This window comes from Spinactinospora alkalitolerans (genome assembly GCF_013408795.1).
Taxonomy (GTDB): Bacteria; Actinomycetota; Actinomycetes; order Streptosporangiales; family Streptosporangiaceae; genus Spinactinospora; species Spinactinospora alkalitolerans.
In genome coordinates, this window is record NZ_JACCCC010000001.1 from 2591536 (window position 1) to 2608990 (window position 17455).

The window sequence follows — 17455 nt, forward strand, 5'->3', positions numbered from 1 at the left end:
ACACATCACCGTCCCTTTCAGGGTATTGGGACAGAATTGCAATCTTCCCTGTAGTGATAACTACAGGAAAGGGGAGTCAAGAGATGACCATTGTTGGATCGGTGCGTGCGGCCGCCCCCGTCCTCGCCGCTGAGGACGCCGGAGGAGCCCGGCAGGGCAGGCTTACCGACACCGCCTGGGCCGCCCTCCAGGAGACCGGGATACTGCGGGCCCTCCAGCCGCGTCGCTGGGGCGGAGGCGAGACCTCCCCCGCCGAGTTCCTGGACGCAGTGGTCGAGGCGAGCCGGGTGGCGCCTGCGGCCGGCTGGGTGTCCGCCGTGGTGGGCGTACATCCCTGGCAGGTCGCACTGTTCGGCGAGGAGACCCAGAAGGAGATCTGGGGCGACACCCCGGACCGTGCGCTGGCGTCGTCCTACACCCCGACCGGCAAGGTCACCCGCGTGCCCGGAGGGTATCGCGTCTCAGGTCGCTGGGCGTTCTCCTCGGGCTGCCTGCACTGCGACGGAGTGATCCTGGGCGGTGTAGTCGGCATCCGCGACTGGAACGGCCACGAGGTCGGCGACTTCACCTCGGTCATCCTCGATCGCGACCAATACACCATCGACAAGACCTGGAACACCGCGGGCCTCCAGGGCACCGGCAGCAACGACATCGTCGTCGACGGCGCGTTCGTGCCCGAACACCGCGGTCAGTCGCACATCGACTACACCTACCACCTGGGCGTCCCGCTGCCCGGCCGAGAGCTCAACACCGCGCCGCTGTACCGGCTGCCGTGGGCGGTGCTGTTCAACTCCGTCATCGCCGCCGGCGCGCTGGGCGCCGCGCGCGGGTTCGCCGACGCATGGATCGAGGCCACCCGTGAGCGCAAGTCCCCCCGAGGCGGCTCTCTATGTGACGACCCGCTGACCCAGCAGTACCTCGCCGATGCGGTCTATGTGGTCGACGGCGGCCTGCTTCGGCTGCGCCGCGCTGCCGAAGAGCTGCTGGAGATCGCCGAAGCGGGGGAGTGGCCGGAACGGGAGCTGCGCGCCTACCACCGTCACACCATGGCGCGGTCCGCCCAAGAGGCCGGTGCGGCGGTGACCCGGCTGCTGCGCGTCTCCAGCGGCCGGACCGCCTACCTCGACCATCCGCTACATCAGCGCTACCAGGACGTGATGGCGGCCGTGGGCCACGCGTTCCTGGTCGCCGATCCGCTCGGCCAGACCTACGCGGCGATACACCTGGGAAGTCAGAACCACCCCATGACCCACTTGTGACCGATCCGCGCGGCCACACGACTGAGAGGAAGAGCGTCATGAGCGAGCCGTCCAGCGCCTTCACCGGTGAAGCGCCGACCCGGTCGCCGGTTACGGGCGAGCGGCGGGCCATCCGGATCCTCGGCCCCCGCCCTGTTCCAACGGAACGGAGATTGAGTGATGGTTGACCGCAGGCCGTATCTGATCTCAGCGAGCTTCCTCGTGCTGTTGGCCGCATGCAGCCCAGCAGAGGAACCCCCGGAAGCGGGGTCCGAGGGCGAAGGAAACGGCTCCATTGAACTCCTCGACGGTCCGGCCGGCCCAGAAGACCTGGTCTCGGTCGGCGGCACGCCCTGGGTGATCGCGAGCAGCATGGCGGAGAACCCCGAATCCTCAGAACACGGCGCCTCCGGCCGGCTCGTCGCGATCGACTCGGAATCGAATCAGATGAGGGAGGTGTGGTCCCAAGACGAGCAGTCGGCGCAATGGGACGAGGAGACCTACGGAGAGTGCCCCGGACCACCGGATGCCGACATCGCCTCACCTCATGGCCTCGACATCGAGGCGGAGGCCGATGGCGCCCATATCCTGTACGCCGTCAATCACGGTGGCCGGGAAGCCGTTGAGGTGTTCGAACTGGACGTGAGCGGAGATTTCCCGAAAAGCGTCTGGGTCGGCTGCGTGGAGATGCCGGCGAACGTCTTCCCGAACGGAGTGGCGGCGGTCCCGGACGGTGATGGGATCGTGGTGACCAACATGAAGTCCTCGGAAGACCCCGGCGATATGGAGAAGATGTTCGCCGGAGAGGACACGGGAGAAGTCATCGAATGGTCGCCCGACGAAGGATGGGAGGAGGTCCCGGGGAGCGCCATGCCGGCCCCAAACGGCGTAGCGATATCAGAGGACGGGCAAGCGGTGTTCGTGGCCAGCTGGACGTCGCGGGAGATCGTCCGGCTGGCAAGGGACTCCGATGTTGAACGGTCCGTCGCTGAAGTGGAATTCCTTCCGGACAACCTTCGCTGGTCGCCCGATGGCGGGCTCCTGGTGACCGGACAGCCGCTGCGCTCCTTCGACGAGTTCACCGCCTGCCAGGCCGACCACGAACAATGCCCGGCCGGCTTCAGTGTCGTGGAGATCGACCCCGACGCGATGGAAGGACGTGAAGTGTTCCACAGTGATTCCGAGGTATTCAGGTTGGCGACGACCGCCCTTCCCGTCGGGGACGAGACCTGGATCGGAAGCGTCGCCGGAACCGACATCGCCAGGATCCCGGCGTCGGGCTGACCCTCCTTCGCTCCCGGGAAAGCCCTCGCGCGACAGCGGCCTCCGGCCGGGCAGCCACCTTTCCGCGGCCTCCCGCCCATCGATCCGCGACGCGGCGGGCGGAAGGCCGCCCCTCCGCTCATTCCATCTTCAGCGCATCCTCCAACTCCTTTGGAGCCCGCATGAGCGAAACGACAGCCACCCCCGAGCCGACCGGAGCACCGGCCAACACCCGAATCGACCGGCGTGTCGTCTACGCCTCGACGATCGGCACCGCGGTCGAATATTTCGACTTCAGCGTCTACGGTTACCTGGCCACGATCCTGGCGGTCCTGTTCTTCCACAGTGAGGACCCGACAGCCGCGCTCCTGGCGACGTTCGCGACCTTCGCCGCCGCATTCGTCCTGCGCCCGGTGGGCGGGATCGTCTTCGGTCACCTCGGTGACCGGATCGGCCGCAGGAAGACGCTCGCAGCCACCGTAACCATGATGGCGCTGGCCAGCTTCATGGTCGGTGTGCTGCCGACCTACGCCGCGATCGGCACCGGTGCGACCGCTCTGCTCGTGCTGGCCCGGTGTGCGCAGGGAATCGCCGCGGGCGGCGAATTGCCCGGCGCGGGCTCCTACCTCGCCGAGACCGCCCCGCCCGACCGACGCGGCCTGATGTGCAGCTTCACCCAGTTCGGCGCCTACATCGGCGCGCTGCTCGCATCACTGACGATCTCGCTGCTCACCGCGGTGCTGACCACGGACCAGATGATGGCGTGGGGCTGGCGCATCCCCTTCCTGGCGGCGCTGCCCCTCGGAGTCGTCGGCATCTACATCCGGACCAGACTTGAGGACTCCCCGCAGTTCAACAGGATCAAGGGGAAGGGCGAGGTGCCCGAAGCGCCGCTACTGGAGGTCCTCACCCAGCACAAGGTCCCCCTGCTCAAGACCTTCGGACTGTCGGCCCTGACCTTCGCCACCTACTACATCTCCTACGTCTACCTCACCACCCACATGCAGACCCAGGAGGGCTACTCCCCGGGCGAGGCATTCTGGTCGACGAGCATTGTCTTGGCCGTCTCGTGCGCGGTCATGCCGGTCTTCGGGCTGCTGGCCGACAAAATCGGACGCCGTCCCATCTTGGTCGGCGCCTCCATCGGCTTCCTCGTGCTGTCCTACCCCCTCTTTCTGATGCTGGGGTCGGGGGGCGTCCTCCCCTACACCGCACACGTGTTCATGGGGGTCATGACGGCGGCCTTGACCGCGGTGGCCTTCACCGCCTTCACCGAGTTGTTCATCAGCCGGATTCGATACAGCGGCATCGCGCTGGGGCTCAACCTGGCGAGCATGGTCGTCGGAGGGACCGCTCCCTACATTGCGGTCGCGCTCATCGACTGGACCGGTGACCCGCTCGCACCGGCGTACTTCCTCATGACCTGCGCCGTCATCACGCTAGCGGCTGCCTGGTCCTTAAAGGAGACGAAGGGGAGTCTGCTGCCGGAAGGCTGAGCGCTGTCCCCATCATGTCCGATCGAGGCCCGACCCACCGAGAGGAGGGTCGGCCTGATCCCAGCACTGTTCAATCCCGTTGGTATTGAGATATTCCCTTCTCGTCTATGCGGGTGTTCCCCACACTGTTCTCCGCGGAAACCCTGCACTGACGTTTCTCAGTGAGGTGATTCCAGTCCGGGACGTGAGCTTCGGCGAGGACGCCTCGCGGGTGCGCACCGGCCGCGCTCCGCAGAACATGGCGCTGCTGCGCGACCTCGCGATCGGCCTGCTGGCCGGGCTCGGGTTCGCGAGCATCCCCGCGGCCTACCGGTGGGTGGGCTACGACTGCTTCCCTCGCCCACTCGACCCTCTCGGGATCGCATGACCAGCAGCGACACCGATCACGTCAGGCAATGAAATCGCCCTGGAGTAGAGGTGCCAAGGGGGCCATTGGGTGATTTCCGCTATTTCGGGGATGAGCGGCGGAGATGCCTCGTGGGAGCGTCGCTGTGCGAATACGAGACGGCACTCCTTCCCCAGAGGATTCCATTGATCAGGCGACTCACCCATGTCAAAGACTTCCGCTGTTTCCAGGGATGGAGGTCTGAATCCGGCGCCATCGACTTCCAGAGGCTCAACCTGATCTATGCTCCCAACGGCACCGGGAAGAGCACGCTCGCGGCTCTGCTCACGGGGGTGCCGCAGGACCCCCAGTGGCGCCACGGCATGAAGATCACGGTGGAGCGTTCCGACGGCACCCACGCGACCATCGGATCGGCGGGCGATCCGTTCTGGGACGACGTGCGGGTGTTCAGCGCCGAATATGTGCGCGCCAACATCAGGTTCGACGTCGAAGACGGCGACGGCGCGCCCGCGCTGATGTATCTGGGTGAGCGCAGCATCGAGCGTCAAGAGCGGCACGAGGCGGCCGAGAAGCGCATCCGGGAGCTCACCAGCGAGCTGGATGACGTGCGCGGACAGCACACTCGTGAGATCAGGCTCCGTGACCGTCTCGGCACGGACAAGGCCCGCGACGTGGGTACGGCGCTGGCCGGCGCCGCCCCCGGATTCAACCGCGGTTTCGACCGGCGCAAGGTGTGGGCCGCCCTGAAAGGCGGACTCATCCCATTGGACGAGCTCGCGGCGACGGAGACCGAGGACCGCCACCTGATCGACGGAGCCCCACGGGAAAAGCTGACTCCGCTGGGGATCGGACCGATCTCGGCTGCGACACTGCGTACCGGGGTGGTCGAGGTACTGGCCCGCACCGCGACCTCGAACATGATCGCCGAGTTGCGCGACAACCGGGCCTGGGCCGACTGGGTCCAGCACGGGGTCGAACTGCACCGCGACCGCGCTGAGTGCCTGCTGTGCGGATCAGAGATGACGCCGGAACGCCTGGTGCGCCTCGACGAGCACTTCGACGAGGGGTACACCCGACTCCAGCAAGCGATCAGCACCCTGCAGGAGGAGGTCAGCGTCCTCCAGGCGCAGGCCCAGGCCATGTCGCAGCGGATCCCGGCCGCGCAGCTGCTGCACACCGACCTCCGGCAACGGTACGAACGCGAGACCAAGCACTTCGAAAAGAACCGTGAGGACTTCCTGCTATGCCTGGAGAGCCAGGTCCAGGCCCTTGAGAGCAAGAAGGCGGCGCCCTTCTCCGCCCAGCGGCCCCCTGAGGCCGTGGGGACACCGACCCTTGAGCCGGTCGGACTGGATGAAGTCATCGCCGAGCACAATCGGCGCACCGACACCTTCCTCGCCGACCGCGCCGCGGCCGCGGCGCGCGAGTTCCACCGGATGCTCCATCCGATCGCCGCACAGAAGCGGGAGCACGATTCCACGATCGAGGAGCTCGATGAGCGGGTGCGCGGGATGGAGGCCGAACTGGAGCGCTGCCGCGCGGTGCTGCGCGAAACCCACCAGGAAGAACTCGATCCCTATCACTTCCTGCAGCGCTTGAACGATGACATCTCCAGTCTCCTGGGTCACCGTGAACTGGTCTTCGACTACCGGGACCAGCGCTATCAGGTGTTGCGAGCGGGGGAGCCCGCCCGCAACCTGAGCGAGGGGGAGAAGACGGCGATCGCACTGCTGTACTTCCTGCAGAGCCTTGAAGAGCAGGGGCGCGCGCTGAAGAACACCGTCGTGGTCGTCGACGACCCCGTGTCCAGCCTGGACGAGCGGTTGATGTTCGGCGTGTACTCGGAGCTCCAGACGCGGCTGGATCCGGGAGTTCACTGCCGGCAGCTGATCGTGTTGACCCACAGCTATGAGTTCCTGCGTCATTGGGCCAAGGACCTGAAGCGGGGCAAGACCCCTGAGAAGCGTCGGGAGAACGCCACTCTGCACTGGATGAAATCGGTCGAGCAGGACAGAGTCGGCGCCACGGCCGCCCGCAGGCCCGTCCTGGTCTCCGATGATCTGGAGGGCCCTCAGGCCAAGATCCTCGAATCCGAGTACTTCCACCTCTTCCGGCGAGCCGCACTGGGCCTGCTGGAGGCTCGAACGGGGAAATCCATCGACGCCGACATCAGGATCGCCACCTCCGTTCCCAACGACGCCCGAAAACTGCTGGAGCAGTTCCTCGGCTTCAAGTTTCCGATGCAGGCCCCGAACTTCACCAACCTGGCGGAGAAGCTGTCGGCGGACTCCCAGCGACGCACACGGCTGGTGCGGTTTCTGCACGGGAAATCCCACAATCGGCCGGGCGGAGGTTTCCGCCCGGTGGCCAACGCCGAGGCGACCACGGTCATCACCGACGTCTTCGCGCTTATGCACGAGGCCGACCCCGAGCACTACGTCCAGATGTGCAGAGCACTCGGGCTGGCCGACGAGTGCGACCGACTCCGCGGCCTCTGAGCGCGCCGCCATTCCGACTCCGGCCCCGGATCACCAAGGCCCGGGAAGTGCCCCGCGAGCGGTGCACCACCGCCCCGAGCCGTCGCACCACCACCGAAGGACTCACCATGAAGAAGACCGCGGCCGCTCTGGCGGCATTGCTCGCCCTCACGGCCTGTGCCTTCGAACAGGCTCCGAACGAGGCTGCTCCGCCCAGCTCCAGCCCGCCTTCTGACATCGTTCTGGACACCGCTGCCGAGGGGGCGTGCGGGAAGCTGGACGAGGCGATCGAGCTGCGCAACAGCGGCGACTCGTGGGACGAGATCGACGCCGCGACCGCTGAGATCGAGGCCAAGACGCTCGCACTGGAATCCTCGGTGGAAGAGCTGAAGGGCATCGTCCTGGACTCGCCGGAGGGCGAGGACATCGACGAGTCCACCGCCAGGATGCGTGACTGGTGCGTCGAGAACGCGGGGAGCATGGAGGTGTCCTCGGCCGGGGCTTCGGAGGAGGCGGTGAGCCATGACGGAGCGCAGGAGCTGATCTCGGAGTTGGGAGAGGCGGACATCTCCTGCACCGGTTATGAGCCGGTCGAGGGCGCGGTCGGAGCCGAGACCCGGGGAAGCTGCTACCTCGAGAGCGGCGAGGAGGTCGTGGTGAGCACCTATGCCTCCGCCGATGACGTGGACGTCCAGATGGAGACCCACCGTGCGCTGGGAGGCGAGGTGCACCTGCTGACGGGGCCGGACTGGACGCTCAACAGCGCCGATGGAGGCTTCCTGGAGGCGGCGCAGGAGGTCCTGGGCGGAACACTGGTGATGGAGTAGCCCCTTCGCTTCTCCTCATGCGTCCTGCACCGCAGCGGAGCGGGTGGCCGCGTGGTCGGGTAGCACCGGCCTGGACCGGCGAGACCTCGGCGCCCACCCGTTGCTCGGAACGCCCGATTAAAAACGGAGAGTAATGAGATGGCTCCTGGGGTGGTCGTCCCGGAGCGCTTCAGAGCGGCCGATCGGTCAGGAGGCAGCGGGATGGGGAACCGTGGAGAAGTGATGAAAGTGGCGAGTCATCCCTACTCAAACTCTTGAGTGTCTTTCCATCTTAATCGTTGATCTACGCCGTAAAGGTGAGTCCTATGAAAGTCAAAGTGGAGAGTTCGGGGTCCAATCCGTCACTTCGCGTATTCAAACAGCGGTAAAGCGGCCTTGCTCGCCTCGTTGTTTGACGAGTCTTCCCCAGCGTTCACGGCGATTGAAGTGGGCGGCGGTTTCCTTGCCGCTGGGTAGGGCGCGTCAGGGGCCCGGTGTTCGCAGGCCCATTCCCAGGCTTGGCGCTGCACCTGGGAGACGTTGGGCCGGTCGCCGTTCGGGTCACGGGCCGACGCGGGCCTTGGACGAGGTGCGAACCGGGCTCGCCGACCGGGCCCGCGTCGCCGGTGGCGGTCCTGGAGGATGTGCGGCTACGCGGGTCGGCGGAGAATCTGTTCGGACGTCCTAGGGGTTCTCTTTCGCCGCGTGAGGCCTTAATGTCGGTGCGCAGTCATGTTCTCCGTGTTCGTGCGCTTACTGGAGGTATGCGGGTGGCCAGGCGATATCGTTCTTCGGCGTTCTTGTCCTTGCGTTCGGCCTCGTTGTCGCTCCTGGCGGCGTCGGCGCTGGTGCTCACGGGTGTGCCGGCCGTCGCGCAGGAGCGGGGCGGCGACATCGCGGACCGGCTGGAGGACGTCCCCGGCCTCACCGTCGTCGAGGAGAAACCCACGGCGGAGGGCTTCCGCTACTTCGTCCTCAGCTACGAGCAGCCCGCCGACCACGCCCGGCCGGGCGAGGGCGTGTTCGAGCAGCGGCTGACCCTGCTGCACCGGGGCCTGGACCGGCCCACCGTGCTGCACACCAGCGGCTACGGCGTCTCCACCACGCCGTTCAGGTCGGAGCCCACCCGGCTCGTCGACGGCAACCAGATCTCCACCGAGCAGCGGTTCTTCAGCCCCTCCCGCCCCGATCCCGCCGACTGGGACGACCTGAACATCCGGCAGGCCGCGGCCGACCACCACCGCATCGTCGAGGCGATCAACGACGTCTACACCGGGGAGTGGATCTCCACCGGCGCCTCCAAGGGCGGGATGACGTCGGTCTACCACCGCCGCTTCTACCCCGACGACGTCGACGGCACGGTGGCCTACGTCGCCCCCAACGACGTCCGCGACCACCAGGACCGTGCCTACCTGGAGTTCTTCGACACCGTCGGCGACGACCCGAGCTGCCAGCAGGACCTGGAGGCGCTGCAGCGGGAGGCGCTGGAGCGCAGGGGCGAACTGGTCGCCCACTACGAGGACCTCGCGGCCGCCAACGGCTGGACGTTCGACAACGGCATCGGCAGCGCCGACGCGGCCTTCGAGATGCTCGTGCTCGACACCGCCTGGGCCTTCTGGCAGTACCAGCCGACCGAACGCTGCGCCGAGGTCCCCGGCACCGAGGCGAGCACCGGCGACATCGCCGCCTTCCTCGACGACGTGGCCGGGTTCGGGTTCTACACCGACCAGGGCATCGAGCCCTACATCCCGTACTACTACCAGGCCGCCACCCAGTTGGGGACGCCGAGCGTGCCCACCGACCACGTCGAGGACCTGCTGAACCACCCCGGCCAGTTCGAGGCGGCCACCTACCTGCCCGACGACATGGACCTGCCGCGGTTCGACCGGCGCGCGATGATCGACGTCGACCGGTGGGTGCGCACGCGCGGCACCGAACTGCTCTTCGTCGACGGCGAGTACGATCCGTGGGGCGCCGAGCCGTTCCGGATCAACCGCAACGGCGACCGCCGCGACGCGATGCGCTTCGTCGCCCCAGGGGCCAACCACGGCGCGAACATCGCGGCGCTGGCCGAGCAGGACCGGGCCGAGGCGACCGCGGCGCTGCTGAGCTGGGCCGGCGTGGACGACGAGGTGCGGACCAAGGGCGACGACCGCGTTCCCGAGCTGGACGACGCCGAGCAGGAGCGGCGCCGCCCGCTGTAGGGCACGCGGCGGTCGGGGCCCGGTGCACGCGCACCGGGCCCCGACCGCTCAGATGTGCTCGGGCACCTCGTTGCCCGCCGCGCGGATCCCCGCCGGAATGTTGATCGCCAGCAGCACGACGAAGCCGATCACGAAGAACGCGGTCAACGACAGGATCGCCAGCCGGTAGTCGCCGCCAGTGGCGTCCAGGGCCACGCCGATGGTCAGCGCGCCGAGGAACGCCGAGCCCTTGTCGCTGATCTCGTACAGGCCGAAGTACTCCGCCTCCTTGCCGCGCGGGATGAGGTGGGAGAACAGCGAACGCGACAGCGCCTGGGTGCCGCCCAGCACGATCGCGATGAAGAAGCCGAGGACGAAGAACTGCACCGCCGAGCCGGTCTGCAGCAGCGGCGCGACCGACACCACGGCCACCCACACCACGAGGCTGCCCAGGATGGTCCGCTTGGTGCCCAACCGCCGGGCGACCGCGCCCAGCAGCAGCGCGCCGCCGAACGCCACGAACTGCACCATGAGGATCGTGCCGATCTGCACCTCCTGGCCGAGCTCCAGCGCCTGGTCGGCGAAGGTCGCGGCGAAGGCGATCACCGTCTGGATCCCGTCGTTGAAGAAGACGTAGGCGACCAGGAACACCAGCGTCCTGGGGTGGGCGGTCAGCCCCTTCACGGTGCGCCACAGCTGCCCGAAGCTGCCCAGGACCATCCGCCCGCCCGAGGCCGCCGGGGCGCCGGACGCCCCGCGCCGGCGGTTGCGCAGCCGCGCCAGCGGAACCAGGGTGAACAGCGCCCACCACACCCCGGCCGAGACCATGCAGATGCGCACCGCGTGCCCCTCCTGCACGCCGAAGCTCTCGTGGGAGAGGTAGAGCACCAGGTTGAGGGTGAGCAGCAGCGCGCCGCCCAGGTACCCCGCGGCCCAGCCGCGCGAGGACACCGCGTCGCGCTCGGCCGGGGTGGAGATGTCGGGCAGGAAGGAGTTGTAGACCACCACCGAGGCGCCGAAGGCGACGTTGGCGAGCACGAACAGCCCCGCTCCCAGCAGGTAGTCCGTGCCCTCGACGAAGTACAGCCCCATGGTCGCGAACGCGCCGAGGTAGGCCAGCGCGCCCATCATCTCGCGCTTGCGGCCGGTGTGGTCGGCGATCGCCCCGACCGCCGGCAGCAGCACCAACTGCAGCAGCACCGACAGCGAGGTGGCGTAGGGGTAGAGCGCGGTCGGGTCCATCGTCCAGCCGAGGACGCCGAGCCGCTCGGTGCCCGCCTCGTCGGCCGCGGCCTGCGCCACCGTGGTCAGGTAGGGCCCGAGGAAGACCGTGATGACCGTGGTGGGGAAGACCGAGTTCGCCCAGTCGTAGACGTACCAGGCGCGCTGCTGCCGGCGGCGCTCGGACGGGCCGGCCGCGGGGGCGCCGCCGGATTCCGGGGGCGCCGTGGGGGGAGTCGACATGGGGCTTCCTGTCCTGGGTGGGCGTCCCCGGACCCGGGGAGCGGGCGGCTTTCACCGGGATCTCCGGACGCACGCGCCCGGCGCACCGGTGGTCCGGTGCGTCAGACGGTGCTGCGCCCGGTATTGTGCCAGGCGCCGCGTTCGGCGAGGACCCGGCGCAGCTCCACGGTGTTGTCGCTGACGATGCCGTCCACGCCCGCGTCGAGCAGCCGCCGCATCAGCGCCGGATCGTTGATCGTCCACACGTGCACCTGCATCTCCAGACGGTGCGCCGTGGCGATGAGGTCCCGGCTGAGGATCGGGAAGTTCCGCCGGCGCAGCGGGATCTGGACGCAGTCGACGCCGCGCCGGGCGAGCCAGGACAGCACGGGCGTGAAGCAGGAGAAGCGCAGCCGCGCGACGTCCACCGGCCCGCACGACGTGCTCACCCGCCGGCCGAAGGCGCGCCGAGCCCGGTCCAGCCGGCGCTGGTCGAAGGAGCCCACGCACACCCGGTTCCAGGCGTTGGTGCGGCGCAGCGCCTCGGCCAGCGGCTCGACCGCGGCGTCGGCCTTGACGTCGATGTTGAACCGGGCCTCGGGCCAGGAGCCGAGCAGCTCCTCCAACACCGGGACCGGCTCGCTGCCGCCCACCCTGGCCCGCTTCACCTCGGAGTAGGGCAGCCGCTCGATCGCGCCCCCGCGGTCGGTCGCGCGGTCCAGCGTGGCGTCGTGGAAGGCCAGCGCCACCCCGTCGGCGGTGGCGTGCACGTCGGTCTCCAGGTAGCGGTAGCCCAGGTCGATGGCGTGCTGGAAGGCCAGGGCGGTGTTCTCCAGCTCGGTCCGCACCCGGCCGGAGTCGTCGACCAGCCACCCGCCCCGGTGCGCGAGCCCGATGGGGGAGGGGCCGGAAAGATACTCGCAGATCACCTGAGCAGTATGCCGATGTCGGGATAACAACCCGGATACGCCGGGTCGCGGATTTCACGGCGCCGGCGACTCCGGTGAGCGGCCGCGTCGCGGACGGCCGGTGCGCGGCGACAGGAACCCGGCATTCCAGGTGGCATCCGGGCGCCCTCCGCGTCTCTTAGTTCTGTGGCGGGTCCGACCGGTCCCGCCGCAGGGCCGGCGGGGCGCGCACCCGCTCGAGCGCCCCGCCGGCCCGCTTCCTCGTGCGGAAAGGAAGTTCGGATGTCCCCCCATGGTCACCGGCCGCGCCACTCCTGGACCGCCGTCCGCCCCCGTGCCGCGCTCGCGGGACGGGCACGCCCCGTCCGCCACCGCCGCGCCGATGAGCTGTCGCAGCTCGTCCAGTTCGTCGCCGAAGTCCTCGCCGGTCAGCGCGATCCTTCCCACCTGCGCGCACACATGTCCGAACGCGCCTACCAGACCCTGCGGCGCCGCGCCGGCGCCTACCGCTGCGCCAGGCGGCCCCGGCTGCGCGCGGCGCACCTGCACTGCCCCGCGCCGGGTGTCACCGAGGTCAGCGGTGTGGTCGACTGCGGTCCTCGCCACCGGGCCCTGGCGCTGCGGGTGGACTCCGTGCGGCACGCCTGGCTGTGCACCCACGTCGAGACCGATGTCGGGCACCCGATGTGACGCCGCCGCGGGGCACCGGCCGGGCCGCCGGTGCCCCGCCCGGACCTCCGCCCTTCCCGGAGCGTACGCTAAGGTAAGCGCTTTCATAGAAGAGTGCGCGGTCCGGATCCCGGTGGGCGGTCGACACAAGGCCGCATGTCGCGCGCCAGGCCCCGATCACGGTGATCGGCGTCCGCCGTGCGGAAAACCGGCACTGGCGTCCGGCGGGTGATTGAAGTACGTTGGAAAGCGCTTTCTTGTAGAGAGGTAGGACATATGGGTGATCACGTGCTGGGCATCGCCATGAACGGCGTGACCGGCCGGATGGGGTACCGCCAGCATCTGACGCGGTCGGTCCTCGCCATCCGGGAGGCCGGCGGGGTCGTGCTGCCGGACGGTTCGCGGGTCGTCCCCGAGCCGGTCCTGGTGGGCCGGTCCGAGCGCAAGCTGCGTGAGATCGCCTCGCGGCACGGCATCGAACGCTGGACGACGGACCTGGACTCGGTGCTCTCCGACGACGGGATCTCGGTGTACTTCGACGCCCAGATCACCAGCGCGCGCGAGGAGGCCGTGCGCGCGGCGATCGCCGCGGGCAAGCACGTCTACACCGAGAAGCCCACGGCCAACACCCTGGCCGCAGCGCTGGAGCTGGCCAAACTGGCGCGCGCGGCGGGGGTGAAGAACGGGGTGGTGCAGGACAAGCTGTTCCTGCCCGGACTGCTCAAGCTGCGGCGGCTCGTCGACGCCGGCTTCTTCGGCCGGATCCTGTCGGTGCGCGGCGAGTTCGGCTACTGGGTGTTCGAGGGGGACTGGCAGGAGGCGCAGCGCCCTAGCTGGAACTACCGGACCGAGGACGGCGGCGGGATCGTGCTGGACATGTTCCCGCACTGGCACTACGTCCTGGAGCACCTGTTCGCCCCGGTGCGTGCGGTCACCGCACGGGCCGTCACCCACATCCCCGAACGCGTCGACGAGGCCGGGCACCCCTACGCCGCGACCGCCGACGACGCGGCCTACGCCGTCTTCGAGCTGGACGGCGGCGTCGTGGCCCAGATCAACTCCTCCTGGACCACCCGGGTCAACCGCGACGAACTGGTGGAGTTCCAGGTCGACGGCACCCAGGGCAGCGCGGTGGCCGGTTTGTGGAACTGCCGGGTCCAGCACCGCGCGATGACGCCCAAGCCCACCTGGAACCCCGACCTGCCCACCGGCGAGCGCTACCGCGCCCAATGGCAGGAGGTGCCCGACAACGCCGAGTTCGGCAACGGCTTCAAGGCCCAGTGGGAGCTGTTCCTGCGGCACGTGGTGGCCGACGAGCCCTTCCCGCACGACCTGCTCTCCGGCGCCCGCGGCCTGCAGATGGCCGAGGCGGGCCTGCACTCCTCGCGCACGGGGCGCCGGGTGGAACTGGAGGAGGTGTCGCTGTCATGACCGGCCGCATCCTGCACCTTCCCGACGCCGACGGCGGCCTGGCCCCCTACGTCCCGCTCTCGGCCGAGGCCAGGCTGCCACGCTCGGCCGGGGCCCCGCGCTCGCGCACCGCCTACGCCGCGGCCCACGTCGTGGCCGACCCCCTGGCCGACAACGCCCCGGGCGCCCCGGCCCGGATCGACTGGGAGGCCACGCTGGCCTTCCGCCACCACCTGTGGGACCTCGGCATGGGCGTCGCCGACGCCATGGACACCGCCCAGCGCGGCATGGGGTTGGACTGGCCGGCCACCGCCGAGCTGATCCGCCGCTCGGCCGCCGAGGCCGCCTCCCGGGGCGCCGCGCTGGTGTGCGGGACCGGGACCGACCACCTGGGCGCCGACGCCCGCGACCTGGACTCCGTCGTGGCCGGCTACGCCGACCAACTGGAGGTCGTGGAGGGGGCCGGGGCCACCCCGGTGCTCATGGCCAGCCGGCACCTCGCCGCGATCGCCCAGGGGCCCCAGGACTACGCCAAGGTCTACGGGCGGCTGCTGGAGCAGGTGCGCGGGCCGGTGGTCCTGCACTGGCTCGGCACCGCCTTCGACCCGGCGCTGGCCGGGTACTGGGGGCACACCGAGCCCGCCGACGCCGTGCCGGTCGTCGCCGAGCTGATCCGCGAGCACGCGGCGCGCATCGACGGCATCAAGGTCTCGTTGCTGGACGAGGCCCTGGAGGTCCGGTTGCGCGGGCTGCTGCCCGACGGGGTCCGGCTCTACACCGGCGACGACTTCAACTACCCCGCGCTGATCAAGGGCGACGGCGCCCGGCACTCCCACGCGCTGCTCGGCGTGTTCGCCGCGATCGCGCCGGCGGCCTCGGCCGCGCTGCACGCCCTCGACGAGGGCGACACCGCGGCCTACGACGCGCTGTTGGAGCCCACCGTCCCGCTGGCCCGGCACCTGTTCGCCCGGCCGACCTACTACTACAAGACCGGCATCGCCTTCCTCGCCTGGCTCAACGGCCACCAGCCCGGATTCGCCATGGTCTCGGGCCTGCAGAGCGCTCGCTCGCTGCCGCACCTGGCCCAGGCGTTCCGGCTCGCCGACGCCGCCGGGGTGCTCACCGACCCCGAGACGGCGGTGGCGCGCATGCGCCGCCTGCTCGCTGTGGCGGGGGTGGAGCGGTGACGGCGAACCCCGCGAGCACGACCGCCCCCCTCGACGTGCCGTCCGGGACCCCGGCGGCGGTGGCCACCCCGGGGCCCGGCGACCCGCGGCTGGCGCGGCTGGGTCTCAACCAGGCCACCGTCAAGCGCTGGAGCCTGCGCGAGACGGTGCAGGGCTGCCTGCGCGCCGGGATCCCCGCGGTGGGCCTGTGGCGCGAGCCCGTGGCCGAGACCGGGCTCGCCGCCGCCGCGCGGCTCGTCCGCGACTCGGGGCTGCGGGTCTCCTCCTACTGCCGCGGCGGCTTCCTGACCGGCGCCGACCGCGCGGCCGCGGTCGACGACAACCGCAGGGCGATCGACGAGGCCGCCGAACTGGGGGCGGCCTGCCTGGTCATGGTGGTCGGCGGGCTCCCCGGCGGCAGCCGCGACCTGGCGGGGGCGCGCGGACGCGTCACCGAGGCCCTCGCCGAACTCGCCCCCCACGCAGCCGAACGCGGCGTCCGCCTCGGCCTGGAGCCGCTGCACCCGATGTTCTGCGCCGACCGGGCCGTGCTGTCGACGCTGGGCCAGGCGCTCGACGTCGCCGAGGCCCTGCCCGCCGAGACCGTCGGCGTGGTGGTCGACGCCTACCACGTGTGGTGGGACCCGCAGGTGACCGAGCAGATCCGGCGGGCCGGGCCGCGCATCGTCTCCTTCCAGGCATGCGACTGGGTGCTTCCGCTGCCGGCCGACGCCCTGCTCGGGCGCGGCATGGTCGGCGACGGCCACATCGACGTGCGGGCCCTGCGCGAACGCGTCGACGCGGCCGGATACGCCGGCGACATCGAGGTCGAGATCTTCAACGCCGACATCTGGGCCGCCGACGGCGACGAGGTCGCCGCCACCGTGGCGCGCCGGCACGTCCAGCACGTCGTCTGAAAAGGGCGGGCCGGGCGGCGCCCCGCACCGCCCGGGCTGTCACCCCGTCCCCGGGACCCACTGCAAGGAGGAGGCACAGGTGGAGTTCAACGGAATCCTGTTCTTTCCGGTCACCCCGTTCGACGCCGCCGGAACCCTGAACGAGGCGGCGCTGGAGCACCATCTGCTCACCGGACTGCGGCACCGGCCGGGCGGGGTCTTCGCCGCCTGCGGTACCGGCGAGGTCCACGCGCTGTCGACCGACGAGCACGCGCGGGTGGTGCACGCGGCGGTCACCGCCGCGGCGGGCCGGGTGCCGGTGGTCGCGGGCGCCGGCGGCAGCGTGCGCACCGCGATCGAGCAGGCCGCCACGGCCCGCGACCTGGGCGCCGACGGCGTCCTGCTGCTGCCGCCCTACCTGGTCGGCGCGCCTCAGCGCGGCCTGGTCGACTACGTGCGGGCGGTGGCCGAGGCCGTGCCCGTCCCGATCATCGCCTACCAGCGCGGCAGCATGGTCCTCACCGTCGACAGCGCCGTCGCGATCGCCGAGATCCCCGGTGTGGCCGGGATCAAGGACGGTGTGGGCGACCTGGACCGGATGCAGCAGATCGTCTCGGCGGTGCGGGAGCGCCGGGGCGCCGACTTCACCTTCTTCAACGGCCTGCCGACGGCCGAGCTCACCGTGCGCGCCTACTCCGCCATCGGCGTGCCCCTGTACTCCTCCGCGGCCTTCGCCTTCGTCCCCGAGGTGGCCACGGCCTTCTACCGGGCGGTGCGCGAGGGCGACCCGCTCGCCGACACCCTGCTCGACGTCTTCTACCGGCCGCTGGTCCGGCTGCGCGACCGGACCCCCGGCTACGCGGTCGCCCTGGTCAAGGCCGGGGTGCGCTCGCGCGGCGCCGACGTCGGCGGGGTGCGTCCGCCCTTCGTCGACCCCACCGGGGCCGAGGAGGCCGAGCTCGACGCGGTCATCGCCGCCGGCCTGGCCGCGGCCCGCGACGCCTCCGGCGCGCCGTGCTGATCGACGGCCTCACCGCCGAGGTGTTCCGGCCGCCGCCGGCCGGCGCCCCCGCACCGCCCCGACCCGAGCATCCCCGGAGGTGACGCCTTCTCATTCCCGTGTCCGTGACCCTCGACCATCCCCCACCGCCGCG

General features: G+C 70.1%; 14 protein-coding genes. 12 read left to right on the forward strand and 2 right to left on the reverse strand.

Annotated elements, in window-relative coordinates:
• The first annotated feature begins 83 nt into the window (after positions 1 to 83).
• The 7 genes from HDA32_RS11445 to HDA32_RS11475 all read left to right on the forward strand — a co-directional run bounded on the left by HDA32_RS11445 (position 84) and on the right by HDA32_RS11475 (position 9830).
• Positions 84 to 1259: an acyl-CoA dehydrogenase family protein gene (locus tag HDA32_RS11445; protein WP_179643176.1), complete on the forward strand. Its 1176-nt coding sequence runs from the start codon at positions 84 to 86 to the stop codon at positions 1257 to 1259.
• A gap of 159 nt (positions 1260 to 1418) precedes the next feature.
• Positions 1419 to 2522: a YncE family protein gene (locus tag HDA32_RS11450; RefSeq protein ID WP_179643177.1), complete on the forward strand. Its 1104-nt coding sequence runs from the start codon at positions 1419 to 1421 to the stop codon at positions 2520 to 2522.
• Positions 2523 to 2683: 161 nt separating this feature from the next.
• Positions 2684 to 3997, forward strand: coding sequence for an MFS transporter (locus HDA32_RS11455; RefSeq protein WP_179643178.1), 1314 nt, complete (start codon positions 2684 to 2686; stop codon positions 3995 to 3997).
• A gap of 184 nt (positions 3998 to 4181) precedes the next feature.
• Positions 4182 to 4364 carry a hypothetical protein gene (locus HDA32_RS11460; protein WP_246334307.1) on the forward strand — a complete coding sequence of 61 codons (183 nt, stop codon included), beginning with the start codon at positions 4182 to 4184 and terminating at the stop codon, positions 4362 to 4364.
• A gap of 164 nt (positions 4365 to 4528) precedes the next feature.
• Positions 4529 to 6841, forward strand: a complete 2313-nt coding sequence (locus tag HDA32_RS11465) for an AAA family ATPase (protein WP_179643179.1) — start codon at positions 4529 to 4531, stop codon at positions 6839 to 6841.
• Between the two features lie 107 nt (positions 6842 to 6948).
• Positions 6949 to 7647, forward strand: a complete 699-nt coding sequence (locus tag HDA32_RS11470; protein ID WP_179643180.1) for a hypothetical protein — start codon at positions 6949 to 6951, stop codon at positions 7645 to 7647.
• A 779-nt stretch (positions 7648 to 8426) separates the two neighbouring features.
• Positions 8427 to 9830, forward strand: a complete 1404-nt coding sequence (locus HDA32_RS11475; RefSeq protein WP_179643181.1) for a S28 family serine protease — start codon at positions 8427 to 8429, stop codon at positions 9828 to 9830.
• 48 nt (positions 9831 to 9878) lie between these two features.
• Here HDA32_RS11475 and HDA32_RS11480 read toward each other — a convergent pair whose 3' ends face one another.
• Together HDA32_RS11480 and HDA32_RS11485 are read right to left on the reverse strand one after the other, a co-directional pair.
• Positions 9879 to 11273 carry an MFS transporter gene (locus HDA32_RS11480; protein ID WP_179643182.1) on the reverse strand — a complete coding sequence of 465 codons (1395 nt, stop codon included), beginning with the start codon at positions 11271 to 11273 and terminating at the stop codon, positions 9879 to 9881.
• A 101-nt stretch (positions 11274 to 11374) separates the two neighbouring features.
• Positions 11375 to 12181, reverse strand: coding sequence for a glycerophosphodiester phosphodiesterase family protein (locus HDA32_RS11485; protein WP_179643183.1), 807 nt, complete (start codon positions 12179 to 12181; stop codon positions 11375 to 11377).
• 261 nt (positions 12182 to 12442) lie between these two features.
• Here HDA32_RS11485 and HDA32_RS11490 point away from each other — a divergent pair, with 261 nt between their 5' ends.
• From HDA32_RS11490 to HDA32_RS11510, 5 genes are all read left to right on the forward strand, one after another.
• Positions 12443 to 12850: an Rv3235 family protein gene (locus HDA32_RS11490; RefSeq protein WP_179643184.1), complete on the forward strand. Its 408-nt coding sequence runs from the start codon at positions 12443 to 12445 to the stop codon at positions 12848 to 12850.
• A 255-nt stretch (positions 12851 to 13105) separates the two neighbouring features.
• Positions 13106 to 14260: a Gfo/Idh/MocA family protein gene (locus tag HDA32_RS11495; protein ID WP_179643185.1), complete on the forward strand. Its 1155-nt coding sequence runs from the start codon at positions 13106 to 13108 to the stop codon at positions 14258 to 14260.
• Entirely contained in the window at positions 14257 to 15426 is a 1170-nt protein-coding gene (locus HDA32_RS11500) for a dihydrodipicolinate synthase family protein (RefSeq protein ID WP_179643186.1), read from the forward strand. The genes HDA32_RS11495 and HDA32_RS11500 overlap by 4 nt, the downstream gene beginning before the upstream one ends.
• Positions 15423 to 16322 carry a sugar phosphate isomerase/epimerase family protein gene (locus HDA32_RS11505; protein WP_179643187.1) on the forward strand — a complete coding sequence of 300 codons (900 nt, stop codon included), beginning with the start codon at positions 15423 to 15425 and terminating at the stop codon, positions 16320 to 16322. The genes HDA32_RS11500 and HDA32_RS11505 overlap by 4 nt, the downstream gene beginning before the upstream one ends.
• A 79-nt stretch (positions 16323 to 16401) precedes the next feature.
• A complete protein-coding gene (locus HDA32_RS11510; RefSeq protein WP_179643188.1) occupies positions 16402 to 17322 on the forward strand; it encodes a 5-dehydro-4-deoxyglucarate dehydratase in 921 nt (306 codons plus the stop codon).
• Positions 17323 to 17455 lie beyond the last annotated feature (133 nt).

Coding starts and splice junctions, on each gene's coding strand:
- HDA32_RS11495 (WP_179643185.1), top strand. CDS start 13,106: ATGGGTGATCACGTGCTGGGCATCGCCATGAACGGCGTGACCGGCCGG.
- HDA32_RS11450 (WP_179643177.1), top strand. CDS start 1,419: ATGGTTGACCGCAGGCCGTATCTGATCTCAGCGAGCTTCCTCGTGCTG.
- HDA32_RS11480 (WP_179643182.1), bottom strand. CDS start 11,273: ATGTCGACTCCCCCCACGGCGCCCCCGGAATCCGGCGGCGCCCCCGCG.
- HDA32_RS11455 (WP_179643178.1), top strand. CDS start 2,684: ATGAGCGAAACGACAGCCACCCCCGAGCCGACCGGAGCACCGGCCAAC.
- HDA32_RS11490 (WP_179643184.1), top strand. CDS start 12,443: ATGTCCCCCCATGGTCACCGGCCGCGCCACTCCTGGACCGCCGTCCGC.
- HDA32_RS11500 (WP_179643186.1), top strand. CDS start 14,257: ATGACCGGCCGCATCCTGCACCTTCCCGACGCCGACGGCGGCCTGGCC.
- HDA32_RS11470 (WP_179643180.1), top strand. CDS start 6,949: ATGAAGAAGACCGCGGCCGCTCTGGCGGCATTGCTCGCCCTCACGGCC.
- HDA32_RS11445 (WP_179643176.1), top strand. CDS start 84: ATGACCATTGTTGGATCGGTGCGTGCGGCCGCCCCCGTCCTCGCCGCT.